Here is a 24621-nt window from a genome sequence, read left to right on the forward strand (position 1 = left end):
GCTCCCGCTACCGCGTCGCCTACAAGTAGGTCATGTTCTGGGTCCCGCTCCTGCTCCTGGCCTGGGCCGTCGCCGGTGTGACGTGCCTGCGGCTGTGTCTGGCCGCCGTGCACGGCGCCGCCGCGCCCACCGGTTCCGGCACCGGAGAGGGGCGCGGACTGACGCTGTACGAGGCCGCGTTCCTCTCCGGTGGCCCCGCCCGGGTCGCCGACGTCACGCTCGTCGCGATGGCCCGTCAGCGGCGGCTGCTGCTGGCCCACACCGGCTGGGCGACGGTGGTCGATCCGTGCGGACGGGACGACATGGAGCGGTCGGTCATAGGGGCCATGGGGCCCGAGGGGCAGTCGCCCATCGCACGGGTGCGGGCCGCCGCCGCGGCCGCGGACGCCGTGGGCGGGATCGCGGAGCGGCTGATCAGTGCCGGTCTGGCGGTGCCGGACGCCGCCGGACGGGGTGTCGCGGACGCGGTGCGGCAGGTGCGGCTCGCCGTGGTGGCCGTCACCGGACTGGGGGCGACGGCGCTGCTCATGCCCGTCCCCTCGGACCTGCCGCGCCATCTGGTCGCCCTGTGGTTCGCCCTGCCGTTGATCTTCACGCTGAGCTGCCTGGCCATCGCGCGGTTCGAGGTCCACCCGTACGCGCGCTGGGCCTCCCCCGCGGGTCAGCGGCTGTTGGGCGCCCTGCCGCGCAGCGCCGGTGACGCCGAGGACGACCGTGCGTATCTCACCTCCGTCGCGGTACGCGGCATCCGCGCGGTGGGCGAACCGGAGCTGCGCGCCGCCCTCGCGCACCGGGATCCGCGCGAGGGGCGCTGACGACACACCCGGTGGAAGGTGCTTGCCTCGCACCGGCATCGAACGAAACATCCCTTTTGTCGCTCTTGCGTACCGAAGGGATCGTCGATGAGAACCACCGCCGCCGTCCATGTGGCCGCCGGGTCCATGCTCCTCACCACCCTGGCCGCCGCCCCGGCCGGCGCCGGAACCCCCGCCGCCCCCTACGCGGCCGAGGTGCGCGGTACGGCCGTGGCCGCGCGGCGGGCCGCCGACCGCGGCATCGACTTCGGGACGTGCCCCGCCGAGCAGCAGCTCCCGGGCACCGTCCGGTGCGGCACGGTTCGCGTCCCGCTCGACTACGCCCGCCCGGACGGCAAGCAGATCGACCTCACCGTCAGCCGTTCCCGCGCCACCGGGAAGGACCCGGGCAACGCCGAGCGCAAGGTACGACGACAGGGTTCCCTGGTCCACAACCCGGGCGGGCCGGGCGCCACCGGCATGTACTTCCCGATGACGGGCGCCCTTCCCGAGTGGAAGCGCATCGCGGCGGCCTACGACCTCGTCGGCTACGCCCCGCGCGGTGTGGGCCGTTCGGCACCGCTGTCCTGCACGGACCCGGGGACGTTCCACAAGGCCCCCACGAAAGCGCCGGTCCACCCCTCGCAGGCGTACAAGCGGAAGCGGGTCGCGCAGGCCAGGGCGTACGCGGGGGGCTGCGCCGAGCGGGCAGGGGACTCCCTGCGGCACTACAACTCGCTCAACAACGCCCGCGACCTGGACGTCCTGCGCGCCGCGCTCGGCGAGAACCGGCTGACGTTCCTGGGATCGTCCTACGGCACGTACGTCGGGGCACTGTACGCGACGATGTTCCCCTCGCACGTACGGCGGATGGTGTTCGACGCGGCGGTGAACCCGGACCCGGAGCAGGTCTGGTACCGCAACAACCTCGACCAGTCGGCGGCGTTCGAGGACCGCTGGGCGGACTTCCGGGCGTGGGTCGCCCGGTACGACGACGTGTACGGACTGGGCGGCACCGCGGGGAAGGTGCAGACGAGTTACGAGAAGGCGAGGACGCGGCTGGCGAAGGAACCGGCGGACGGGAAGGTCGGGCCGGAGCAGTTGCAGGCGGCGCTGTTGCAGGCCGCGTACTACGACGACCACTGGCCGCACCGGGCACGGGCGCTGTCGGCGTATCTGAGGGGTGATCCCGCGCCGCTGGTGGAACTGGTGCAGGCCTATCCGGAGGCGGCGGCGGAAGCCGAGAACTCACGGGCGGTGTATCTCGCCGTGGAGTGCAACGACGCGCCCTGGCCGACGGACTGGGCGGTGTGGGACCGGGACAACACCCGGCTCGCGCGCCGGGCGCCCTTCGAGACCTGGGCCAATGTGTGGACGAATCTGCCGTGTGCCTACTGGAAGTCGCCCCGGCAGCGGCCGCTGGATGTGCGCGTCGGGCTCGGAGAGCTGCCGCCGACGCTGCTCCTGGCGGCCGAGCGGGACGCGGCCGCCCCGTACGACGGTGCGCTGGAGCTGCACCGGCGACTGGCGGGTTCGACGCTGGTCACCGAGCGGGACGCCGGCAGCCATGGCATCGCGGGCGGGCCCAACGCCTGTGTGAACGGGCACCTGGAGGCGTATCTGCTCGAGGGCCGCGTCCCGGGGCGGCGCGCTTCCTGCGCACCGCACCCGGAGCCGAGGCCAGAGCCCCGGACGCGGCCGGTGGAGCGGCGGGCGGTCGGGTAGGCGCCGACCGGCCCGCGAGGGAACCCGGTGGTCAGGCCAGGCCTGCGACCAGGTCCGCGACGTCCTTGCGGCGGCCCGTGAAGAACGGGATCTCCTCGCGGACGTGCATCCGGGCCTCCGCGCCGCGCAGGTGGCGCATGAGGTCGACGATGCGGTGCAGCTCGTCGGCCTCGAAGGCGAGCAGCCACTCGTAGTCGCCGAGCGAGAACGAGGCGACCGTGTTGGCCCGCACGTCGGGGTAGCCGCGGGCCATCTTGCCGTGGTCGGCGAGCATGCGGCGACGGTCCTCGTCGGCCAGCAGGTACCACTCGTAGGAGCGCACGAAGGGGTAGACGGACACATAGTTGCGGGGCGTCTCGTCGGCGAGGAACGCCGGGATGTGCGACCGGTTGAACTCGGCGGGGCGGTGCAGCGCCATGTTCGACCAGACCGGCTCCAGCGCGCGGCCCAGCCTGGTGCGGCGGAAGAGGTTGTACGCCTCCTGAAGCTGGTCGGCGGTCTCGGCGTGCCACCAGATCATGACGTCGGCGTCCGCGCGCAGGCCCGACACGTCGTAGGTGCCGCGGATCGTGACGTCCTTGGCGGCGAGCTGGTCGAACAGCTCCTGGACCTCTTCGGCGTACCCGGCGCGGTCCTCGGGCAGGACGTCCTTCAGCTTGAAGACCGACCAGAGGGTGTAGCGGATGACCTCGTTGAGGTCCTTGGCCAGCTTGCCCTTGTTGGGGATCCGGTCGGGGGCGGGGGTGGTGGCGTCGTCACTCATGTCCCTTATTCTCCTGCTCCTCCGTGGAGGCTTTGCACCGGGTGGGCGGTGAGCTCCTGCACACCGTGCAGGTCACCGTGGATCTGGTCGGCGGCGGCGTACGCGCTCGCGATGCAGGCGGGGATGCCGACGCCGTCGTAGGCCGCGCCGCACACGGCGAGCCCGGCGAGGCCCGCGAGGTGCGCGCGGACCCGGGTGACCCGCGCGTGGTGGCCGACGGGGTACTGGGGCAGGCCGTCGTCCCAGCGGGTGACGCGGCCGGCGACCGGAGCGGCGGCCAGGCCGATGGCCGCCTTGAGGTCGTGCCGGGAGACCTCCACGAGGTCCGCGTCGTCGCGGCGGAGGATCTCCGTCTCGCCGTGGCGGCCCACCGAGGTGCGCAGGACGACCAGGTCCGGGTTCTCCTCGGCGATCCAGCCCCACTTGCGGGAGGCGAACGTGGACGCCTTGATGGTGTGTCCGTCGACGGGCGGCACGAGGAATCCACTGCCCTCGGGCAGATCGATCTCCGCGCGGCGGTAGGCGAGGGAGATCAGCGCCATGGAGGCGTACTCCACGCCGGCGAGTTCGGCGGCGGCGCCGGGGGCCTCGGCGCGCAACAGGCCGGCGGCGGCGGGGGCGGGTACGGCGACGACGACCGCGTCGGCGTGCAGCACCCGGTCGCCGACGATGACCCGCCAGCCGTCCTCCACCCCGCGGCGCAGTTCCGTGACCGGCGTGCCGGTCAGGATCTCGGCGCCGCGCGCCCGCACCGACTCGGCGACGGCAAGAGGGAGCGTGCCCACTCCGCCCGCGATGCCCATGAACACCGGGCCGGTCTGCCGGGCCGCGGCGGCCTTCTCCTGGATCGCGCGGACCCCCTCGGTCAGCGAGGTGTGGGTACGGGCGGCCTCGAAGAGCTGCGGGACCGCCGCGCGCATCGAGATGCGGTACGCGTCGCCCGCGTACACCCCGCCGAGCAGGGGCTCCACCAGGCGGTCGACGACCTCGCGGCCGAGGCGCGCCGCCACGTACTCGCCGATCGCCACGTCGTCGCCGACCTCGGTACGGGGCAGGTCCGCGTCGCGCTCGATCCGGGCGACCCCTTCGTCGGACAGCACGCCGGCGAGGGCGGCGGCGGTGCCGGGCACACCCATGACGTGGCCCCTGGGCATGGGGCGCAGGGCGCCGCGGGTCCACAGCGCGGCGGAAGCGGTGGCCGGCGGCTGGAGCCGGTCGGCGAGGCCCACGTCACGGGCGAGACCGACCGCTTCGGGGCGGCGGGCCAGCAGCGACTCGGCGCCGAGGTCGACGCGCGCGCCGGCGATCTCACCGGACAGCAGCTTGCCGCCGACCCGGTCCGAGGCCTCCAGGACGGTGACCCGCGCCCCGCGCTCCAGCAGCCGGTGCGCGGCGGCCAGCCCCGCGATCCCGGCTCCGACCACGACGGCCCTCGGTCCGTCGCCCGCATGTGATCCGCTCATGGCTCCACCCTCTCAAACGCCACCGGCACTCCCGCCAGGGCCATGTGGCCCTGACGAGTCCCTACCGTGACCACATCGGAACCGTCCGGCGCAAACGATCAGTACCCCCGCCGCGTCGAAGGAACGTCAGGCACGTCAGTGATTCACGACCCGGGGGAGCCCCATATGTACATACGGCGATCCGTACGACGATCCGTTCGACCGGCGCACGCTCTGGCCGTGGTCCTGCTCGCGGCGGCGCTCGCGGTCACCGGGTGCAGCGGTGCGAGCAGCGACTCGGGCGCCTCCGGAGCCGACGACAAGGCCGCCGCCACGCCGGCACAGGGGCCGGAGGCCGCGCGGGACGAGGCCGCGCGGGACGAGGGTGCCGGGCAGGGAGCCCCGGGCGGCACGGCCGACGCTGCCGGGACGGCCACGCCGAAGGCGACCGCGGACCACATCATCCGCACCGCCTCCCTGACCGTGCGGGTCAAGGACGTGCCCAAGGCACTGGACGAGGTCCGCGCGACAACCGGGAACGCGGGCGGCTACGTCGGCGACGAGACCACCCGCCGCGACGCGGAGGGACGCGAGCACACGCGCGTGGTGCTGCGCGTGCCCGTCGCCACGTACGCGGAGGTCCTCGCCGACCTCGAGGGTGCGGGCAAGCTCGTCGAACGCCGCGCGAAGGCGGAGGACGTCACCGACCAGGTGGTCGACGTGGACAGCCGGATCACGTCGCAGCGGGCAAGCGTGGCCCGTATCCGCGAGCTGATGGACCGGGCGACCAAGCTCAGTGACGTGGTCACCCTGGAGGGTGAACTGAGCGCCCGCCAGGCGAACCTGGAGTCCTTGCTGGCCCAGCAGGCGTCGCTGAAGGACCGTACGACCCTGGCGACCATCACCCTGTCCCTGTCCGAGGTGCCGGTGGAGAAGAAGGGGAAGGACGACGAGGATCCCGGCTTCGTGGACGCGCTCGCGGGCGGCTGGGGCGCGTTCCTGACGCTGCTGCGCTGGCTGGCGGTCGCGGTCGGCGCCGTCCTGCCGTTCGCGGTGGTGGCGGTGCTGCTGGTCCTGCTGTGGCTGAAGGCCGTACGCCCCCTGCTGTCGCGGCACCGGGGCACCACGGCGCCGGTTCCGTATCCGACTGCGGCGCCGTCCCCGGCCGCGGCTCCTGCTCCTGCACCTGCACAGCCGAGCGGCGGGCAGAAGACCCAGCAGGACTGAGCGGTCGGTTCCGGGCCCCGGCCCCGGGCCCCAAGAAGCTCCTGGCCCGTAGCGTGGCCACATGGATATGAGCGACGCGCACGGTGCGAGGGAACGTCTGGTCGTGATCGGCGGCGACGCCGCGGGGATGTCCGCGGCGTCACAGGCCCGCCGACTGAGAGGTCCGGCCGAACTGGAGATCGTCGCCTTCGAACGCGGCCACTTCACCTCCTACTCGGCCTGCGGCATCCCCTACTGGGTGAGCGGCGACGTCCCCGGCCGGGACCGGCTGATCGCGCGCACCGCCGAGGAGCACCGCGCGCGGGGCATCGATCTGCGGCTGCGCACCGAGGTCACGGAGATCGACCCGGAGCGGGGCCGGGTACGCGCGCGGGACGTCGATTCCGGCACCGAGTCCTGGACGTCGTACGACAAACTGGTGATCGCGACCGGTGCGCGGCCCATCCGCCCGGAGCTGCCCGGCATGGACGCCCCCGGGGTGCACGGTGTGCAGACCCTGGACGACGGACAGGCCCTGTTGGACACACTGGCCCGTACGCGTGGCCGCCGCGCGGTGGTGGTCGGCGCGGGGTACATCGGCGTGGAGATGGCCGAGGCGATGATCAAACGCGGCTACGAGGTGACGGTCGTCAACCGCGGCAGGGAACCCATGGCGACCCTCGACCCCGACATGGGACGCCTGGTGCACCGGGCCATGGAGGGCATGGGCATCACCATGGTCAACGAGGCCGAGGTCACCAGGCTGCTGACGGGGGACGACGGCCACGTGCGCGCGGTCGCCACGGAGCGGGCCGAGTATCCGGCCGATGTCGTCGTCCTCGGGATCGGCGTGCGGCCCGAGACGGCCCTCGCACGGGCGGCCGGCCTTCCCCTGGGGGCCTCCGGCGGGCTGCTCACCGACCGGTCGATGCGGGTGCGCGGGCACGAGAACATCTGGGCCGGCGGCGACTGCGTGGAGGTGCTCGACCTGGTCTCGGGGCAGCAGCGCCACATCCCGCTCGGCACCCACGCCAACAAGCACGGCCAGATCATCGGTGCGAACGCCGGCGGCGGCTACGCCACCTTCCCGGGCGTGGTCGGCACGGCGGTCAGCAAGGTGTGCGACCTGGAGATCGCGCGCACGGGGCTGAGGGAGAAGGACGCCCTCCGCGTGGGGCTGCGGTTCGAGTCGGTCACCATCGAGTCGACCAGCCGCGCGGGCTACTACCCGAACGCCTCGCCCATGACCGTAAAAATGCTCGCCGAACTGCGCACGGGCCGTCTGCTCGGCGTGCAGATCGTCGGCCACGAGGGGGCGGGCAAGCGGGTCGACATCGCGGCGGTCGCCCTCACGGCCGGCATGACCGTGGACCAGATGACCGCCCTGGACCTCGGCTACGCGCCGCCCTTCTCCCCGGTCTGGGACCCGGTCCAGGTAGCGGCCCGCAAGGCGGCGACAAAGATCAGGGCGACCCTGTAAGGCAGTACGGTGCGGCGCCCCGAAAGGGGCGCGGGGAACTGCGCGACCAGCCATGACGGACCGGCACCTCGCGACGCACCCAGCACCCCTACGGCGCCCAGCCCTCTCATCCCGTCCCGTTGATCCTCTCGATCGCCTGCCGTGCCTGCTCGGCCGGCGGCCGGGACGGCAGTGAGGACACCGACGCGCTGGCAGCCGGCACGGGCGCCGGCTGCTCCCCCGCGGGCCTCGCGTGCGCCGCGGCCTTGACGGAACGCAGCCGGTGGCTCACCGCCTCGTCCAGCGTCACCGGCCGCTGCGTCTGGGACGCCAGCCGCCCCGCCTCCTGGCCGAGCCGGGCGATGTCCTCCCAAGGGAGGCGCACCACCAGCGTGAGCTCGGCCTCGCCGTCGGGCAGCGCGTGAATCGCGGGAGTCACTCGGTCGTTCATCGCCTGTTGTCCTCACGTCGGCCCGGCGGCCCCTTCTCCGCGCCGCGGGCGGTTGACGAGTCATACGCACGTCCGGACGACGGTGTTCAGCGGCGCCGCGGATCCGCCCCCCCGTCCCGGGCCCGTGCGGGACGTGGGGCGGCCACGCCCCGGCATCGGAACGGCCCCGCCGGCGCCGCCTCACCCGGCCCCGGCCGGCCGAACGGTCAGAGTGCCGCGAGCATCGTGAGCATGGCCACCGCCATCGCGACACGGCAGGCGCGGCCCAGGAGCAGGTCGAGGTGCGGGGGCGGCCCGGACGTGTCCGCGGGGCCCGCGGCCACGAGAGTGGCTCCGGTGCGCAGCACGTAGACCGTGAAGTAGGCGAGCAGGACTCCCGTGAGCACGGGCACTCCCGCGCCGGCCGCGTGGTGTCCGCCCGCGGACATGGCGAGCGACATGTAGACCATCGCGAGCGCTCCGACGATGTGGTGCAGACGCCGGTGCAACGGACCCGGGAACGCCAGCGCGGTCAGGCCGACGGCGGCGAAGTGCGCTCCGAACACGGTGCCACTCCAGCTGGGCAGGACGGCCATCAGCGACGGCGGCGCCATCGCGGCCATGCCGAGGCCCATCAGGGCCTCGGCCGTCATCTCGGCCCGCTCGGCGCGGGGCCCGGTGCGGGCGCGGAACAGACAGTAGGCGACGACGGCCGCGCACAGTGCCCCGAGCAGCCAGCCGGGGACACCGGACAGTGCCGCATGATGCATGCGGTCATCCCCCCAGGTTCTCGATGAGGGCTGCCCGGGCCCGCGCCACCCGGGACCGCACGGTTCCCACGGGGCACCCGCTGACCTGCGCGGCTTCCGCATAGCGCAGACCCAGCAACTGGGTGAGGACGAAGGCCTCGCGGCGTTCCTCGGGCAGGCTGTCGAGCAGTTGCCCCAGGGCGACGCCGTCGTCGAAGCCGGGCAGGCCGCACGGCTGGGAGCGCTCGGCCACCGACTCCCAGTCGGGAACGGTGTACAGGCGCGGCCGGGCCGCCGCGTACCTGCTGCTGTCGACGACGGCACGCCGTGCGATGGTCAGCAGCCAGGTCCGCGCGGACGAGCGGCCCTGGAAGCGGCGGAGCGCGCCGAGGGCGCGCAGGAACGTCTCCTGGGTCAGGTCGTCGGCGGCCTGCGGGTCACGGCTGAGGTGGGCCACGAAACGCCAGACGTCGCGATGGAGTGAACGGACGAAGTGCTCCGCCGCGTCCGCGTCGCCGTCGCGGGCCGCGAGTGCCAGCCGGGTCGCGTGCGTGTCGCGGGTCAGCCGGTCAGTGAAGGTCACGGAGTTCCTCTCGGTCGGTGCTCATCGCCGGGCGGAAGCCGTTTCCGCTTGTTGCCGGTGCCCTCACGGGCCGTACCGGAGCCGGTCCGGCGGCTCGAGGGGGCGTACAGGCGGCGTTCGAGCACACGCTCCTCAGCGGTCAGCGGGATCCCCGCGCCCCGGCGCTCCGGGTGACCCGGCGGGGGATCGCCGGACCGCAGGACGAGCGCGGTGTACTCGGGGTGGCCCGGGGCGATCCAGAAGCTGCCGTACGCGATCAGCGCCCGCCAGAAACCGTTGAGCAGGATGAGAGCCCGGTGGCGCCACAGCAGGACGCCCCTCATCCGCGGGGGGGCGCGCCCCGGCTCCGGACGACCGCTCACCTCCCTCCCCCAAGGACGCTTCCTGTGCCGCGTGCGGCGATGCCGGACCGGTCGAGATAGGGAGTGACGCCCCCCAGGTGAAGGGGCCACTCGCCGCTCGCCAGGAGCATCAGGTCGGCGTCGGCGGGGCCGGCCAGCGTGCCGTCGGCGACGAATGCGCCGATGTCGCGGGCGAGGGCGACCAGCGCGTGGTCGAGCGCGTCGTGGGCGGTGGCCGCAGGAGACGGTGCCGGGCCGGTCAGGCTGCCGGCCCGGCGCAGCCGCCGGCACAGCACGCTCGGCGGTGTCGGCAGGGCGAGCGGCGCGCAGACCGTGTCGAGGTCCTCCTCCCGGGCGCGCTCGAGCAGCGCGCCCGCGAACGTGGTCCGCAGCCGGTCCGCCACGGATCCCGGATGGTCGCCGACGGGCAGGCAGGGCAGGCCCAGCCGGGCGGCGAGCGCACCCGCCGTGGCGTACGCGGTGTCGGTGGCCCCGGCACGGGTCAGTTCCACGGCGCCGGCGGCGGATACGGCGGTGGGCAGGCCGAGCCCCACCACCCGACCGGGGTTCTTGAGCCCGGCCGCCACATCGGCGACCGTGCGGCTGCCGGCGACGATGAGGACGCATGCCTCGGGGACGACGCCCTCGGCCTGCCGCAGCACGGCGTCGTCCTCACCGGGCCGTCCCCCGGGCAGGGCCGCGACGACGGCGTCGGTGTCCGCGACGGCGTCCACCGAGGTGCCGCCGCGGATGAGCCCGGCGCACCGTTCGGCGTCCGCCGCCGGGATGCGGCCGAGGGCCGCGGCCTCGCCGAGGAGGCGGCGTAGTTCACCGGTCGCGGCCTCCAGGGCGGTCGGGTCCGGGACGCACACGGCGACCGGTATGCGCAGCTTCTCCAGCAGCAGGCCCGCGAGCCGCAGGCCGTGCTCGCCGTCGCCGATCACTCCCACGCTCCGCACCGGCCGGGCCCGGCGGGGGTCGGGGCGTGCGGGGTGCGTCTCGGCGTGCTTCTGGGTGAGCTGGAAGGCGTAGAGGCTGGAGCGGAACTCGGCGGTGCCGAACAGGTCGGCGGCGGTCTGCTCGGCCGCGGTGAGCACCTCGTCGCGGGTGGCGGTCCTGCTGAGTCCCAGCAGCTCCAGAGCACGGCGGGGCGCGGGGACGACGCCGTGCGTGTGCGTCTCGACCAGGTCGGCGGCGCGGGCAAGCGCGTCGTCCCACTGGTCGGCGAAGGCTTCGGGCACGGGTCTGGTCACCGTGTGCTGCCCCCGCAGGACGCCGGCGGCCCAGGCGAGCGAGCGGTCGAGGAACCTGGAGGGTTCCAGCAGGACGTCGGCCAGGCCGAGGTCGTGGGCCTCGGCGGCAGAGAGCATGCGGCGGGCGGACAGGGGATGTTCGAGCATCAGGGTGACGGTCCTGTCGGGGCCGAGCAGCCGCGGGGCCAGCCAGGCACCGCCCCAGGCCGGGACAAGTCCGAGCGAGCACTCGGGCAGGGCGACGGCGGGGGCGCCGCGCGAGAGCGTGCGGTAGCCGCAGTGCAGGGCGAGTTCGAGGCCGCCTCCGATCGTGACACCGTTGAGGAACGCGAAGCTCGGCACCGGCAGGTCGCCGAGCCGGCGGAACACCTGGTGGCCGCGGCGCAGGGTACGCACCGCCTCCTCGCGGTCGGTGACGCCGGCCGCGAGGGCGAGGTCGGCGCCGGTGCTGAACATGAACGCAGTGCCGGTGACCGCTACCGCGGCGATGTCCCCGGTCCGGGCCCGGGCCGCCGCCTCGTCGAGCACGGCGTCCAGCCGGTCGAGGCCTTCGGGGCCGAAGGTGGTGGGCCGCATGGCGGGGCCGATCGGCGGAAGTCCGTTCTCGAGGGTGATCAGGAGGAGGGTGCCCGCGCCGTCCGGCAGCCGGACGTCGCGCGGCCGGGGGGTGGTGACGGTCTCACGGACCTCGGGTCGCTGGGTGGTCACGGGGTCTCCTGGGCGGCCGGGGGACGGGGGGAAACGATCGGATCGCCGAGGAACTCGCGTATGGCGTTGAGGAGTTCGGCGGGACGTTCGAGCGGCGGGGTGTGACCGGTGGCGGGCAGCACCACCAGCCTCGCGTCGGGCATGCGCGCGGTGTACTCGCGCACGACGGGCAGCCGGATGGGAACGTCGTCGGCGCCGTGGACCACGAGCACCGGGACGTCCACCTCGGACAGCCGGCCGGTGATGTCGCCGCGCCGGTAGACGGAGTGGCAGGCGTGCTCTATGCGGTCGCCGGTGAGGGTGGTGAAGTGTTCGGTCCACAACCGCGCGGTGTCACTGGTGAGGAAGTCGCGGCGGAAGTTGAGGCGGGCGACCATGGACGCGAGGTCGGGGCTCATGCCGTCCGCCAGCACGGCCTCCACCATCGCCTCGAAGGGGCGCCTGGTGTTCTCCGGTTCCTCGTCGGGGCGGGTGTCCACCAGGACGAGGGCGGAAACGAGCGCGGGGTGCCGCAGGGCCATGCGCCAGCACTTCATCCCGCCCATGGAGTGGCCCACCCACACGGCAGGGCGCTCCCCCACGGCGCCGCGGTAGGCGTCCGCCAGCCTGTCGACCTCCTCCTCCAGGGTGTACGGAGACGTGCGTGGCGGCGCCAGGCCGTGGCCGGGCGCATCGACGGCGAGGGTCGTCCGGGTGGCGGCCAGCCCCGCCGTGACGGGCTCCCACACCCGGCTGTCGGTGAGCAGCCCGTGCAGCAGGACGACCGGGTCGCCGTCGCCGGTACCGCGCCGGTGCCAGCCGAAGCTCCATCCCCCGGCCCCGGCCGTGGAACCGGCGGGGCGCGTGTGCTCCGTCGTGTCAGCCGCACCCCCCGCCATGGCCGAGGTCACCCCCTCCGCGCGCGTCGGACGCCGGTTCGGGAAACGGCTCCCCGCCGGCCGGCGTACCGCCGTCCGTTCCGTGGCCGCCGAGGGTGCCGAGGAAGGCGTCGAGGCGGTCCAGTCCCCAGTACTTGTCGTGGCCGTTGATGAAGTACGGCACCCCGAACACGCCGTCGCGGACGGCGCGGCGCAGGGCCCCGGCGCCCTCCTCGCGCAGTGCGGGGTCGTCGGCGGCGCCCGCGAGTCCGCCGGGGTCGAGGCCCATCTCCTTGCCGACGGCGGCCATGGTGGCGGGGTCGCAGATGTCCCTGCCCTCCAGCCAGCGGGCGCGGTAGACGCGGTCGGCGAACTCGGCGCCGCGACCGTGCGCCCGGGCGGCGAGGTAGGCGAGGTGGGGGACCTCCCACACCGGGTCGCGGTCCACCGGCCAGGTGATCCTCAGACCACGGGCGGCGGCGAGCCTGCGCACGTCGGCGAGGATGTAGAAGTGCTTGGGGCGTGACATGGCCGTGTACACAAAGGTGTCCTCGGTCTCGGCCAGGAGCCGTTCGCTGCGCGCGTCGGGCTCCCAGTAGGGCACCCACTCCAGAGCGGCCGCGACCTCGGGGTGACGTTGTGTCAGCTCGCGGTGGGCCAGCCAGGAGTAGGGGCTGCGCAGGGAGAAGTAGAAGATCTTTCTCGTGGTCATCGCCCTCGCCTTCCGGGGCTGTGCGGGATCGGGGGTCGGGTGCCGGGGACGGGACACGGCGCCGGAACAGGGGCCGCCCGGCTCACAGGGAGATGCCGCCGTCGACGGCGAACACCTGACCGGTGATGTACGCGGCCCGCTCGGACACCAGGAAGGCCACCAGGTCGGCGACCTCCTCGGGGCCGCCGAAGCGGCCGAGCGCGATGCGGGCGCGCATGCTCTCGGCGGTGCTCTCGGACAACGCGGCGGTCATGTCGGTGGAGATGAAGCCGGGAGCCACCGTGTTGGCGCGGATGCCGTGACGCCCGAGTTCCTTGGCGAGGGACTTGGTGAAGCCGATGATCCCCGCCTTGGTGGCGGCGTAGTTGGCCTGCCCCACATTGCCGTGCAGGCCGCTGACGGACGACAGGGTGACGATGCTGCCCGCCCGGCGCTTCATCAGCGGGAAGGCGACGGCGCGGCAGACGTTGTAGGTTCCGTTGAGGTTGGTGTCGACGACCTCTCGCCAGTCGTCGTCACCCATCGTCAGCAGGGGCTTGTCGCGGATGATGCCGGCACAGCCCACGACGGTGGTGATCGGGCCGAGTTCCTTCTCCGTGGCGGCGATGAAGGCGCGGACGGCGTCAGGGTCGGTGACGTCGGCCTGGACGGGCAGCACGCGGGCCCCGGTCTTGCCGGCCGCCTCCGCGGTCTCCCTGATTCTCCGGGGTCCGGAGCGGATGCGGGTGTCGTTCTCGGGCGTCCGGTAAGGCCCGGCGTCCCGGTCTCCGCGGAAGCAGCGGCCCGGACCGCGGGGACCGGAAGGCGCCCGGTGGGAGCCCACGAGCGGGAGGCCCTCGCGTCGGCCGCCCGGACGACCGACGTCAGTGGACGTGCCCGCGCAGTTCCACCGAGTACGCCACCGCGTCCGCGGTCCCCTCGTTCAGCGACTCCACCAGCCGGCTGAAGCCGGGACACTCGGTGAAGTCGTGCGCGCGGCAGCTCATCGCGTGCTCGATCAGCGTGCGCGACGCCTCGATCTCCCGGATGCGTCGTTCCAGCTCCTCGTAGTGGGCGCGCAGCAGGACCTGGCGGGCGTCGGCGTTCCCCGCGTCGAGGACGTCACGGAGTTGTTCGAGGCTGAAGCCCGCGGCCTTGCCCCGGACGATCATCGCGACCCGGGCGATGTGGCGCTCGGTGTAGCGGCGCCTGCCGTTGACCCGCTCCGCGGGGGACAGCAGCCCGCTGGCCTCCCAGTGCCTCAGCACGTGGGGGCGCAGGGCGAACCGTTCGGCGAGTTCGCCGATGGTCATCGTCAGGTCCGCGTCGCTTGACTTCATGTTGACATTAACTTGCAGAGTTGGGTCCAGGTCAAGCCGATCAGACACGTCACACGACGGGAGCGGACACAGGACATGGACACGAGCATGAAGGACGTCATCATTATCGGCGGAGGCCCTGCCGGGATGTCGGCGGCGTTGACCCTGGGCCGGACCCATCACACAGTGCTGCTGGCCGACAACGACGACGGACGCAACGCGCCGGCCGAGGCCATGCACAACTTCCTTGCTCTCGAGGGCACTTCGCCCGCCGCCCTGCGTGAACGGGGCCGGGAGAACCTGGCCGCCTACCCGCACGTGGAAGTGTGCTCCGTGGCCGTGGACTCCGTGCGCCGGCTGACCGACGAGCACTTCGAGGTGACCCTGGCCGACGGCACCGTGGCGGAGTCCCGCCGACTGCTTCTGGCTACCGGGCTGCGGGACGGGATGCCCCCCGTGCCGGGCGCCGCCGAACTGTGGGGCAAGTCCGCCTTTCACTGCCCGTACTGCCACGGCTACGAGGTCACGGGCAAGGACGTCGCGGTGCTCGGCGCCGGCCCCGAGCGGGTCAGGCTGGCACTCCAGCTGAGCCGTTTCACCGCCGACACGGTGCTGTGCACCGGCGGCGAGCCGCTGGAGCCCATATTCCAGAACGTGCTGGAGACCAATGACGTCACGGTACGGACGGAGCCGGTGACCGCGCTGGTCGGTGAGACGGGCCGGCTGCGCCACATCGCCTTCGAGGGCGGCGCGACGCTGGACCGGGACGCCGTCTTCATCAAGACCGTGCTGCACCAGCGCGCCCCGTTCGCCGAGCTCCTGGGCTGCGCCGTGTTCCCCGACGCCAGCGTCGAGGTGAACGAGTTCGCGCAGACGAGCGTGTCCGGCGTCTACGCCGCTGGCGACATGGCGCGCCGCGCCACGGTGCCGGCGCCCATGGCCGCGGTGATCGCGGCGGCCGCCAGCGGCACGGTGGCCGGGGCGATCATCGACCAGGACCTGCTCAGCGCCGAGTTCAAGCTGCCCAACCCGTTCGCGTTCGGGAGGGCGTGAGAGCACATGACCGAGAGCATCCCCGCCGGACCGGAGGAGTCCACCCGTGACACCTCCGACCGGGAACGGACCAACCGCAGCAACGTACCGCTCGCCTCGATCGCCCTGGTCCTCGGCATGCTGCTGTCCGTGCTCGACCAGACCGTCGTGGCCATCGCGCTGCCGGAGATCACCGCCGACATCGGCGGTGCCGGGAGCTTCAGCTGGGTGGTCACCGCGTACGTGCTGGCGTCCACGGCCACCGGCACCTTCTACGGCCGGCTCAGCGACCGGTACGGACGGCGCGAGGTGTTCATCGCCGCCGTCGTACTGTTCACCGTCTCCTCGCTGCTGTGCGGCATGGCACAGTCGATGCCACAGCTGATCGCCGCCCGTGTGGTGCAGGGAATCGGCGCCGGCGCGCTGTTCGTGATCCCCACCATCTCCCTGTCGGAGCTGTACCCGCAGCACCTGCGCGGCAAGGTCCAGGGGTTCACGGGCGCGGTCTTCGCGCTCGCCAGCGTCGGCGGTCCGCTGGTCGGCGGCGCCATCACCGACGGGTCCGGCTGGCGCTGGATCTTCTACATCAACGTGCCCATCGGCGTGCTGTCCGTCGTGCTGTGCGCCGTCGCGCTGCGGCTGCCGCGGGCCGGCGCCACGGACCGCGTCGACTATCCCGGAGCGGTCCTGGCAGTCGCCGCCGTGGTCAGTCTGCTGCTGGTCACCGAATGGGGCGGCCGCGAGTACGACTGGGGCTCCGTCCAGATCGTCGCTCTCGCCGTGGTGTGCGTCGCGTTGTTCACGGCGTTCGTCCAGTGGGAGAAGCGTGCCGCCAACCCGCTGCTGCCGATGCGGCTGTTCGCCAATCCCGCGCTGCGCCTGATCCTGCCCGCAACGGCCGTCCTCGGCATGCTGCTGTACGGGTCGGTGGTGTTCATGCCGACCTACCTGCAGACCGCGTACGACTGGAGCGCCACCCGCGCCGGGCTCGCCCTCATCCCGTACTTCATCCCGTTCATCGTCGTGTCGGCGATCGCGGGCGGCAAGGCCGGCAAGAGCGGACGGTTCAAGCCCTATCTGCTGGCCGGCGCGGCGGTGCTGATCGGAGCGTTCGTACTGCTGGCCACGATCGACCCGGACCGGAATTACCTCTACGCGGCGGGGGCCATGGTGGTCCTCGGCGCCGGATTCGGGCTGCTGATGCAGAACCTCGTGGTGGTGTCGCAGAACGCGGCGGCACCGCCCGACCTGGCGGCGACCACGGCGGCCAACCTGTCCATCCGGGGACTCGGCATGGCCGTGGGCGTGGCGCTCTTCGGCAACCTGCTGGCCCGCAAGGTCGGCGACGGCCCGGTATCCCCCGCCGCCACCGCCGAAGCGATCCCGGACGTGTTCGTCTGGGGTGTGCCGCTGGCCGTGCTGCTGCTCCTGCTGCTGGTCCTGGTGCCCATAGGACCGGGCCCCGCCGAGGAGAAGGCGGACACCGGGGCCGAGCCCTCCACCGCCTGATCCCCCTGTCCGAACAGCGACCGTTGCCCACAGGTGAGGAGGGGCCGCACGACGGCCTCTCCCCACCGCCATCACGTACCGGAGACACACGACATGCGCCGTCCGCTGAACGCGGCACTCCACCGCCTCATGCGCCTCGCCCCCGTTCACCGCCACGCCCACCGGGAACCCGGTGGGATGGGCATGAGCAGCGACTGGTACGACCGGCTCTCCGGACGGCTGCTCGGCGGACTGTACGGCCGGGCGGCCTCGGAAACCGCGGCCGTGCCCGCCGGCGGCGCCGTCCTCGACATCGGCACCGGCCCGGGACACCTGCTGCTCGCCGCCGCCCGCAGACGTCCGGACCTGGCACTGCACGGCCTCGACATCGCTCCCTCGATGGTGCGCCGGGCCCGGCACAAGGCCGCCGCCCAGGGGCTGGAGGACCGCGTCACCGTGCATCTCGGCGACGCGGCACACCTGCCGTTGGAAGACCGCACGATGGACCTGGTCGTCACAACCCTCAGCCTGCACCACTGGAACGACGTCCCGGGCGCCATCGGCGAGGTGGCCCGGGTACTGCGGCCCGGGGGCCGGTTCGTGGTCTACGACTTCCGCTCGGTGACGGCCACCCTGCCGACCGGAGCCGTGGCCACGGCCCCCCAGTTCGCCGGCGCCGCGGTGGAACACGAGCCGGTCCGGGCCTTCGCCCGGCTCCCCTTCCGGCCGTTCGCCCGGCTCGCCGTCCGCCTGCCCGCGGACTGACCGCTCCACCCTCCCTTGATGGCCAGGCCGATGGAGCCTGGTCCCCCTTCTCTCCTCGGAGGTTGACTCCTGGCATGACCACTCAGGAGAACTACGGCCCCACCAGCTACGGCGAGGAACTCGCCGACATCTACGACAACTGGATCGTCCGCCTCCAGGAGGACACCGAACCCACCGTGCGTTTCCTCGCCGACCTCGCGGAACACGTCGCGAAGGACACCGGGGAGCGGCGCGTGCTCGAACTCGGCGTCGGTACCGGACGCGTCGCCCTGCCGCTGGCCGCCCGTGGCGTGGACGTCACCGGAATCGACGCCTCGCAGGAGATGCTGGCCGGACTGCGCGACAAACCCGGCAGCAACACCGTGTCGCTGGTGCACGGCGACTTCGTGACACCCGACGTACAGGGCCCCTTCGGCGTGGTCTACGTCGTCTTCAACACCCTCTACAGCCTGGCCGCCCAGGAGGACCAGATACGGTGCCTCTCCGGTGCTGCGGCCCTGCTCTTGGACGGCGGCGCCTTCGTCTTCCAGGGCTTCGTGCCCGACACCGCGCGCTTCGAGGCGGCACGGCAGAGCGGACAGCAGATGGAGGTGGCGCGCACCGGCGCCACCAGCCTCAACCTGGGCATCGCCCGCCACGACCCGGTCCGTCAGCACATGTACCCGCACTACAGCCTCAAGGACTCGGACACCGAGCGGGAACACACCGTGCGGTTCCGCTACGTGTGGCCGAGCGAACTGGACCTGATGGCCCGGCTGGCCGGGCTCACTCTGGAGCACCGGTACGCGGACTGGGAGGGCGGCGCCTTCACCGCCGAGAGCCAGGCCCATGTGTCGGTGTACCGCAAGACGGGTCCCGTCCAGCCGTGACGGGACGCCGGAAACCTCCCGTACGAGTAGCGGTGATCGGCGCGGGTTTCGCCAGCCTGGCCGTCGCGGTGCAGCTCAAGCGGCAGGGCTTCGAATCGTTCACGGTGTACGAGAAGGCCGGCGGCCTCGGCGGCACCTGGCGGGACAACACCTATCCCGGCGCGGGCTGTGACATCCCCTCGCACCTGTACTCGTACGCGTTCGCTCCTTACCGCGACAGCCGGGTCCGCTATCCCGGGCAGCCGGAGGTACTGGAGTACCTGCGCGCCTGCGCCCGGGACCACGGGGTGGAGCGGCACGTGCGGTACGGCATCGAGATCACCGCGGCGCGCTACGACGACGTACGCGGGCGCTGGAGCCTGGAGGCGGCGGACGGGGCGGCGATCATCGGGTTGAGCATGCCGGCGGCGGCGATCGGGATGAGAAGAATGTTGTACGTGAACGCCCAGGTGAGGTTGGAGCCGACGATCCCCAACGTCCGCTTGGCCAGTTCCAGGGCGTCCACGACCGCCAGCGCGTCCGTCCGCATCAACGTCACCGACGCCGCCCCGACGGCCACGTCCGTACCGGTGCCCACAGCCATGCCGAGTTCGCACCTCGCAAGCGCGGCCGCGTCGTTGACACCGTCACCCACGACCGCGGCAACGCGTCCTGCGGCCTGCAGACGCGTCACGAACTCGGCCTTGTCCTCCGGCGACGCGGAGTGCCGCACCTTCTCGATGCCCAGCTCGCCGGCGATCGCGTGGGCGGGCCCCGGGCCGTCCCCGGTCAGCATCACAACCTCGACGCCGAGCGTCCGCAGCCGCGCCACCAGCTCGACGCTGCCCTGCCGCAGTACGTCCCCGAGGGTCAGCACGGCCGCGCACACGCCGTCGATCTCCACCAGGACCGCGGTGCGGCCCGCGGCGTCGGCGCGGTCCCTGGCCTCCCGCAGTACATCCGGCAGCCGGGCACCGGGAGGGATCCGCCGCACGCACAGGGCGTGACCCTCCACGGTCGCGCGCACCCCGGTACCCGCCATGGAGATGAACCCCGAGACGGCTCCGGGAACGTGACCCGCCGGGGGTGCGGCGGCGACGACGGCGCGGCCGATGGGATGCTCGGACAGCTGCTCCACGGCCGCCGCCAGCCGCAGAACGGCGGCGGCCGACCAACCGCCGGTGGTCACCGTCTCCAGGAGGCGCATCGTGCCCGAGGTGAGCGTTCCGGTCTTGTCGAGCACCACGGTGTCGACGGCCCTCAGTCTCTCCAGCACCTCGGGGCCCTTGAACAACACGCCGACCTGCGCGCCGCGCCCTGTGGCCGCGAGCAGCGCGGTGGGGGTGGCGAGCCCGAGGGCGCAGGGGCAGGCCACCACCAGCACGGCGACGGCGGTGGTGACGGCGCCCTGCGGACTGGCGCCGACGCCCAGCCAGAAGCCCAGGACGGATGCCGCGAGGGCGAGCACCGCGGGCACGAACACCCCCGCGACACGGTCCGCGAGCCGCTGTATACGGGCCTTGCCCGCCTGGGCCTCCCACACGAGCCGGGTGATCCGGGCGAGCCGGGTGTCGGCACCCACCTCGGTCACCCGTACCACGAGAGAGCCACCGGCGTTCAGTGTCCCTCCGGTGACCCGGTCGCCCGGCCCGACCTCGCGGGGCACGCTCTCGCCGGTCAGCAGGGACAGGTCGAGGGCGGCGCTGCCGCTGACGACCACACCGTCGGTGGCCACCCGCTCCCCCGGCCTGACGAGAAACCGCTGTCCCGGCACCAACCGGGCGACGGGAACACGTCGTTCGGCCGGCGGTTCGCCGGGCGGCCCGTCGTCGAGGACGGAGACGTCCTTCACCACCAGTTCGGCGAGCGCGTGCAACGCGGAGCCCGTCCGGCGCCGTACCCGGTCCTCCATCAGCCTGCCGCACAGGACGAACAGGGGTATGCCGACGGTCGCTTCCAGATAGACGTGATCGTGTCCGCCGTCCGTGCTCAGGGAGAACGGCATGACCAGTCCCGGGGTGCCGGCGGTGCCCAGGAACAGTGCGTAGCACGACCACAGGTACGAGGCGGCGATGCCCAGACTGACCAACGTGTCCATGGTCGCGGTCGAGTGCGCCGCAGGGTGCTCAGCGCCCGGCGGTGGAAGGTCTCGGCGCCCCACAGGGCCACTGGGGTGGCCAGCAGGAAGCAGACCCACTGCCAGTTGCGGAACTGCAGCGCGGGGATCATGGACACGAGCAGGACGGGCAGGGCCAGGACCGCGATCAGCGCCACCTTGACGCAGTCCTCGTCATGACAGCCGGACACGGGGGGCTCGGGTGCGCCTTCGTCCGTGATCCGGTCGGCCGTGTATCCGCCGCGCCGCACGGCCTCGAGGAGATCCTCCACGGGTACGGCGGCCGGGTGGACGACTCGGGCCCGGCCGGTGGCGAGGTTGACACCGCAGGTGACGCCCTCGATGCGGTTGAGCCGTTTCTCCACGCGGGCCACACAGGCGGCACACGTCATCCCGCCGACGGCGAGATCCGTGGTGAGCTGCGAGTCCTCGTCCCGGTGGGTCACCTCGCCCGGCCCGGTGTTCGCCGACGCCGCGGGGACCGTACCGGATCCGGGGCTCATCGGGTGTGCTCCGCGACGTGCGAGGCCTCATCCCGGGGGTAGTGCCATCCGGGACGCACCTCCGGTGAAACCGGCCCCACCGTGCGCCCGACCGTGTAGAACACGGCGCACAGCGCCCCCAGGGCCAGGACGAATCCGATCACTCTGCCGTAGGCGAAGGGAAAACGCGGTCGCTGTTCTGTATCCATGGCCAGCTAGTCGCGTGCACGGGGCGCGGGGTTCCCGCACATCCTCGATCGCCCCGGGCACACGTACTCGCGGTCCGCACCCCCGAACGGGGTGACGGTGTCCGCCGCCGGCGGCGGACACCCCACCGTCAGCGGCCGGCCCATGGCCGGCCCGTGCGTCGCGCGCGCCGGGTCAGGCGGCGCGGCCGGCCTTGAGCGCGGCCGCGATCTCGACGGCACGGCGGGCCTGGTAGCGGGCCGCCTGCAGCGGCACCTCCCCGGGAGCACCCTCGCCGGCCACGTGGGAGGTGCCGTAGGGGTTGCCCAACTGGTTCATCACCGGGTCGGTGTAGCCGGGGGGCACGATGACGCCGCCCCAGTGGTAGAACGTGTTCGCCAGCGCCAGGAGGGTGGATTCCTGGCCCCCGTGCGCGGTACCGGAGGCGGTGAAGGCCGAGTACACCTTGCCCGCGAGCTTGCCCTGGCCCCACAGCGGACCGGTGGTTTCGATGAACGCCCGCAGCTGGCTGGCCGGGTTGCCGAAGCGGGTCGGGGTGCCGAGCAGCACCGCGTCGGCCCAGTCCAGGTCGTCGTGGCTCGCCAGGGCCACATCGGCGGTGTCCTGAAGGTGCTGGGCCCACTCCGCCCTGGAGTCGACCGCCTCCTGCGGGGCCGTTTCCGCGACCTTGCGCAGTCGCACCTGCGCGCCGGCCTTCTCCGCCCCCTCGACGGCTGCCTGTGCCAAGGCGTGCACGTTGCCCGTGGAGCTGTAGTAGATGATCGAGACGTTCACGGATTCCGACATCGGGTGCCTTCCTTCTTCATCGGGATACGGTTCCGTTGGTTACGACGACGCAGCCCTGCGCAATGTGAGGCGCCCCGCCACCTCACAATCCGCCGCGGTGTCTCGTCGGACTGAACGGGGGACAACGACCGAGGGAGTGGGCGACACCATGACCGACCCGTCCGAGTCCGGGCACGGCCCGCTCGACAAGGGCCTGAACGCGATCATCACCGAGCGGCACCAGCTGATCAATCTCACGTACAGGCTCCTCGGCTCGCTGACCGAGGCCGAGGACGTCGTGCAGGAGACCTACACCCGTTGGTACGCCATGGCGCCCGAGCAGCGGGAGGCCGTCGAATCCCCCGGTGGCTGGCTGACGACGGTCGCGAGCCGCATCTGTCTCGACCTGCTCCGCTCGGCACGGGCCAGGCGGGAGCGCTACGTGGGTGAGTGGGTCCCTGAGCCGCTGCCCGCGGCCACGGAGTGGATCAGCGGGCGGTGGAGCGGCGGCGCCACCACTGATCCGGCCGACCGGGTCACCCTCGACGAGTCGATCAACATGGCCTTCCTCGTCGTGCTCGAATCGATGACACCGGCCGAGCGGGTCGCGTTCATCCTGCACGACGTCTTCCGCTACTCCTTCGCCGAGGTGGCCGACATCGTCGGCCGGACACCGGCGGCATGCCGTCAGCTGGCCTCGTCGGCCCGGCGCCGCATCCGCGGGTCACAGTCCGCCGCGGCCCCGGCGGCCGGGAGCGCCGACCTCGTCAGGGCTTTCAAGGAGGCGTGGGAGGCCAAGGACATCGAGGCCCTCATCGGCCTGCTGGCCGCCGACGCCACGGCGACCGGCGACGGTGGCGGACTCGTGCGGGCCGTGATCCGGCCGATCGAGGGCGCCGAGCAGATCGCGCGCTTCTTCGCCGGCCGGATGGAAGCGGTGACCGGCCTGACTCTCGTGGAGAGCACGGTCAACGGTCAGCCCGGCCTGGTCGCCCGGGCGGACGATGTCCCCGTGTCGGTGCTGGCATTCGACGTCGCGGAGGACCGGATCAAGCAGATCTGGTCGGTGCTCAACCCCAACAAACTCCGGGCCTGGCGAACGGTCTGAGCCGCACCCGGGTACCTGGTGGCGAGGCCGGCCGGTGCTCGTCAGGTGCGGCCGGCCTCACTTCCGGGCCATCAGCAGGTACTCGTGCGACCGGTTCGTGCGCATCGGGTCGCCCTCGTCCTTGACCGGCCAGTCGTAGAGGTGGACGCGCTCGTCCCCCAGGGTCAGACGGCGGCCGAGCACCCGCGCGGCGTCCCAGGCCAGCGGGACGAACCGGTCCGCGATACGACGGTTCTGGACGGCGACAACCGCGTACGCGCCCGGCCGCATCACCCGTGCGACAGCCTCGAAGACCTCGTCGAGCGCCGCCAGGTAGGCGTCGTAGTCGCGCAGCGCGTACAGCTGGCCCGGATCGGGCGCTTCGAGGTCCAGGTCGGTACCGAAGTACGGCAGGTCGCACAGGACCAGGTCCACGGTGTCCGGGTCGAGCGGAGGCGTGCGGGCGTCACCGCAGAGCATGCGCTGCTCCGGGTAGCGCGCGACCCGCTGCCGTGCCTCCTGCGCGCGGGACGGGTTGATCTCGATGCCGATCCCGAGCCGCCGCTCGGCCGCGCAGGCCACCAGGGTGGTACCCCAGCCGGCGAAGGGATCGAACACCAGGTCGCCGGGCTTGCTCAACTCCGCTATCAGCGGCCGCAACTGGCTGACGAGACCGCTCTGTCCCGCAGCCCCCTCCAGGGCGAACTCCGGTTCCTCCTCACCGAGTACGCGCCAACTGGACATCCCCATGGGGTCACGCAGCCTTTCTGGTCGAGCCGGTTCGGGAAGCGGCGGCATCGGCTTCCGGCAGCACCGGATGCACCGATTCCGGCGGCAGCCCGCGTTCAAGGCGCAGCACACCCAGCGCGGAGCCCGCCGTGGCCGCCGCGAGGAGCAGCCACATTCCGGTGGCCGAGACCGACAGCAGGGCCGTGAACACGGTCGGCGCGAGCGCGATGGGCACCGCCCAGGACAGCTGGTAGACCGCGAGGTGACGGCCACGGGTCTCCTCCGGGGCGGCCTGGGCCACCAGCGCGGAGGCCGTGGCTCCGTGCAGCAGCTCACCCGCGGTGAACGCCGCGGTCGCGGCGAACACGCCGGCGATCAGTACGGCCCCGGTCGACAGGCTGCCGAGCACCGCGAAGCTGACGAAGGACAGCGCGAAGACGCCCGCTCCGAGCGCCACCGCACGCGTCCTGCGGTACGTGACCAGGACCCGGGTGACCGGGATCTGCAGCACCGCGATACCGACCGTGTTGACCGCGTACAGGACGCCCACCAGCGATACGGGGGCGTCCAGTTCACGGGTGAGATACACCGGGAGGGCCACGGGCAGCACCATGTATCCGAAGGCCGTCGGGATGTTCAGCAGGGTGAGGCCCAGGAACGGACGGTTGCGCGCCACCATCCGGTAGCCCCCGTTATGTTTTTCGCGGTCCTGCAAGAGGGCCGCTGGCCTCCGGGTCCGGCATGACTGTGTCCCCCTGTCGAACGGATGACCTGGGGGGTGG

23 protein-coding genes and 2 pseudogenes are annotated in these 24621 nt (G+C 72.7%); 10 read left to right on the forward strand and 15 right to left on the reverse strand.

The window, feature by feature from the left end; translation table 11 throughout:
• Positions 1-32 precede the first annotated feature (32 nt).
• Together ACZ5C2_RS07640 and ACZ5C2_RS07645 are read left to right on the forward strand one after the other, a co-directional pair.
• A complete protein-coding gene (locus ACZ5C2_RS07640) occupies positions 33-815 on the forward strand; it encodes a TIGR04222 domain-containing membrane protein (protein ID WP_468787618.1) in 783 nt (260 codons plus the stop codon).
• Positions 816-902: 87 nt separating this feature from the next.
• On the forward strand, positions 903-2519 hold the full coding sequence (locus ACZ5C2_RS07645; protein ID WP_468787620.1) for an alpha/beta hydrolase: 1617 nt from the start codon (positions 903-905) through the stop codon (positions 2517-2519).
• Between the two features lie 31 nt (positions 2520-2550).
• Here the strand turns inward: ACZ5C2_RS07645 and hemQ are convergent, their stop codons facing one another.
• Positions 2551-3282, reverse strand: a complete 732-nt coding sequence (gene hemQ / locus ACZ5C2_RS07650; protein WP_468787622.1) for a hydrogen peroxide-dependent heme synthase — start codon at positions 3280-3282, stop codon at positions 2551-2553.
• A 5-nt stretch (positions 3283-3287) separates the two neighbouring features.
• Positions 3288-4745: a protoporphyrinogen oxidase gene (gene hemG / locus ACZ5C2_RS07655; protein ID WP_468787624.1), complete on the reverse strand. Its 1458-nt coding sequence runs from the start codon at positions 4743-4745 to the stop codon at positions 3288-3290.
• Between the two features lie 165 nt (positions 4746-4910).
• Here hemG and ACZ5C2_RS07660 point away from each other — a divergent pair, with 165 nt between their 5' ends.
• Positions 4911-5951, forward strand: a complete 1041-nt coding sequence (locus tag ACZ5C2_RS07660; protein ID WP_468787626.1) for a DUF4349 domain-containing protein — start codon at positions 4911-4913, stop codon at positions 5949-5951.
• Between the two features lie 61 nt (positions 5952-6012).
• Complete coding sequence (locus tag ACZ5C2_RS07665; RefSeq protein ID WP_468787628.1) at positions 6013-7410, forward strand: FAD-dependent oxidoreductase; 1398 nt, start codon at positions 6013-6015, stop codon at positions 7408-7410.
• Positions 7411-7516: 106 nt separating this feature from the next.
• On the opposite strand, the gene ACZ5C2_RS07670 is transcribed toward ACZ5C2_RS07665, so the two are convergent.
• The 9 genes from ACZ5C2_RS07670 to ACZ5C2_RS07710 form a co-directional block, all read right to left on the reverse strand.
• Complete coding sequence (locus ACZ5C2_RS07670) at positions 7517-7840, reverse strand: hypothetical protein (RefSeq protein WP_468787630.1); 324 nt, start codon at positions 7838-7840, stop codon at positions 7517-7519.
• A gap of 206 nt (positions 7841-8046) precedes the next feature.
• Positions 8047-8589 (reverse strand): DUF5134 domain-containing protein, encoded by a 543-nt coding sequence (locus tag ACZ5C2_RS07675; protein WP_468787632.1) that lies wholly within the window; start codon positions 8587-8589, stop codon positions 8047-8049.
• A gap of 4 nt (positions 8590-8593) precedes the next feature.
• Positions 8594-9151, reverse strand: a complete 558-nt coding sequence (locus tag ACZ5C2_RS07680) for a sigma-70 family RNA polymerase sigma factor (RefSeq protein ID WP_468787634.1) — start codon at positions 9149-9151, stop codon at positions 8594-8596.
• Entirely contained in the window at positions 9148-9513 is a 366-nt protein-coding gene (locus ACZ5C2_RS07685) for a DUF6059 family protein (protein ID WP_468787636.1), read from the reverse strand. Before ACZ5C2_RS07685 ends, ACZ5C2_RS07680 begins: the two co-directional genes overlap by 4 nt.
• Entirely contained in the window at positions 9510-11453 is a 1944-nt protein-coding gene (locus ACZ5C2_RS07690; RefSeq protein WP_468787638.1) for an enoyl-CoA hydratase-related protein, read from the reverse strand. The genes ACZ5C2_RS07685 and ACZ5C2_RS07690 overlap by 4 nt, the downstream gene beginning before the upstream one ends.
• Positions 11450-12331 (reverse strand): alpha/beta fold hydrolase, encoded by an 882-nt coding sequence (locus ACZ5C2_RS07695; RefSeq protein WP_468787640.1) that lies wholly within the window; start codon positions 12329-12331, stop codon positions 11450-11452. Before ACZ5C2_RS07695 ends, ACZ5C2_RS07690 begins: the two co-directional genes overlap by 4 nt.
• The gene (locus ACZ5C2_RS07700) at positions 12312-13022 is read right to left on the reverse strand and encodes a DsbA family protein (protein WP_468787642.1); all 711 of its coding nucleotides are present in this window, start codon (positions 13020-13022) and stop codon (positions 12312-12314) included. The genes ACZ5C2_RS07695 and ACZ5C2_RS07700 overlap by 20 nt, the downstream gene beginning before the upstream one ends.
• Before the next feature lie 82 nt (positions 13023-13104).
• Positions 13105-13845 (reverse strand): 3-oxoacyl-ACP reductase FabG, encoded by a 741-nt coding sequence (gene fabG, locus ACZ5C2_RS07705; protein WP_468787644.1) that lies wholly within the window; start codon positions 13843-13845, stop codon positions 13105-13107.
• A gap of 40 nt (positions 13846-13885) precedes the next feature.
• Positions 13886-14341 carry a helix-turn-helix domain-containing protein gene (locus ACZ5C2_RS07710; protein ID WP_468787646.1) on the reverse strand — a complete coding sequence of 152 codons (456 nt, stop codon included), beginning with the start codon at positions 14339-14341 and terminating at the stop codon, positions 13886-13888.
• A 75-nt stretch (positions 14342-14416) separates the two neighbouring features.
• Here ACZ5C2_RS07710 and ACZ5C2_RS07715 point away from each other — a divergent pair, with 75 nt between their 5' ends.
• From ACZ5C2_RS07715 to ACZ5C2_RS07735, 5 genes and pseudogenes are all read left to right on the forward strand, one after another.
• Positions 14417-15373 carry an NAD(P)/FAD-dependent oxidoreductase gene (locus ACZ5C2_RS07715; protein WP_468787648.1) on the forward strand — a complete coding sequence of 319 codons (957 nt, stop codon included), beginning with the start codon at positions 14417-14419 and terminating at the stop codon, positions 15371-15373.
• 6 nt (positions 15374-15379) lie between these two features.
• Positions 15380-16861: an MDR family MFS transporter gene (locus tag ACZ5C2_RS07720; protein WP_468787650.1), complete on the forward strand. Its 1482-nt coding sequence runs from the start codon at positions 15380-15382 to the stop codon at positions 16859-16861.
• A gap of 183 nt (positions 16862-17044) precedes the next feature.
• On the forward strand, positions 17045-17605 hold the full coding sequence (locus ACZ5C2_RS07725; protein ID WP_468787652.1) for a class I SAM-dependent methyltransferase: 561 nt from the start codon (positions 17045-17047) through the stop codon (positions 17603-17605).
• A gap of 74 nt (positions 17606-17679) precedes the next feature.
• Positions 17680-18474, forward strand: coding sequence for a class I SAM-dependent DNA methyltransferase (locus ACZ5C2_RS07730; RefSeq protein WP_468787654.1), 795 nt, complete (start codon positions 17680-17682; stop codon positions 18472-18474).
• Between the two features lie 32 nt (positions 18475-18506).
• Positions 18507-18653, forward strand: a pseudogene (locus ACZ5C2_RS07735) (NAD(P)-binding protein); the annotation flags it as partial.
• Positions 18654-18805: 152 nt separating this feature from the next.
• On the opposite strand, the pseudogene ACZ5C2_RS07740 reads toward ACZ5C2_RS07735, so the two are convergent.
• Both ACZ5C2_RS07740 and wrbA read right to left on the reverse strand, forming a co-directional pair.
• Positions 18806-20961 (reverse strand): annotated as a pseudogene (locus ACZ5C2_RS07740) (heavy metal translocating P-type ATPase).
• Between the two features lie 471 nt (positions 20962-21432).
• On the reverse strand, positions 21433-22044 hold the full coding sequence (gene wrbA / locus ACZ5C2_RS07745) for an NAD(P)H:quinone oxidoreductase (protein ID WP_468787656.1): 612 nt from the start codon (positions 22042-22044) through the stop codon (positions 21433-21435).
• A gap of 148 nt (positions 22045-22192) precedes the next feature.
• On the opposite strand from wrbA, the gene sigJ reads away from it, so the two are divergent.
• On the forward strand, positions 22193-23131 hold the full coding sequence (sigJ, locus tag ACZ5C2_RS07750; protein ID WP_468787658.1) for an RNA polymerase sigma factor SigJ: 939 nt from the start codon (positions 22193-22195) through the stop codon (positions 23129-23131).
• A 57-nt stretch (positions 23132-23188) separates the two neighbouring features.
• Here the strand turns inward: sigJ and ACZ5C2_RS07755 are convergent, their stop codons facing one another.
• Together ACZ5C2_RS07755 and ACZ5C2_RS07760 are read right to left on the reverse strand one after the other, a co-directional pair.
• Positions 23189-23854, reverse strand: coding sequence for a TRM11 family SAM-dependent methyltransferase (locus ACZ5C2_RS07755; protein WP_468787660.1), 666 nt, complete (start codon positions 23852-23854; stop codon positions 23189-23191).
• A 10-nt stretch (positions 23855-23864) separates the two neighbouring features.
• On the reverse strand, positions 23865-24518 hold the full coding sequence (locus tag ACZ5C2_RS07760) for an MFS transporter (RefSeq protein WP_468787662.1): 654 nt from the start codon (positions 24516-24518) through the stop codon (positions 23865-23867).
• Between the last annotated feature and the right edge of the window lie 103 nt (positions 24519-24621).

The sequence above is a fragment of the Streptomyces sp. NPDC031365 genome, assembly GCF_055569765.1.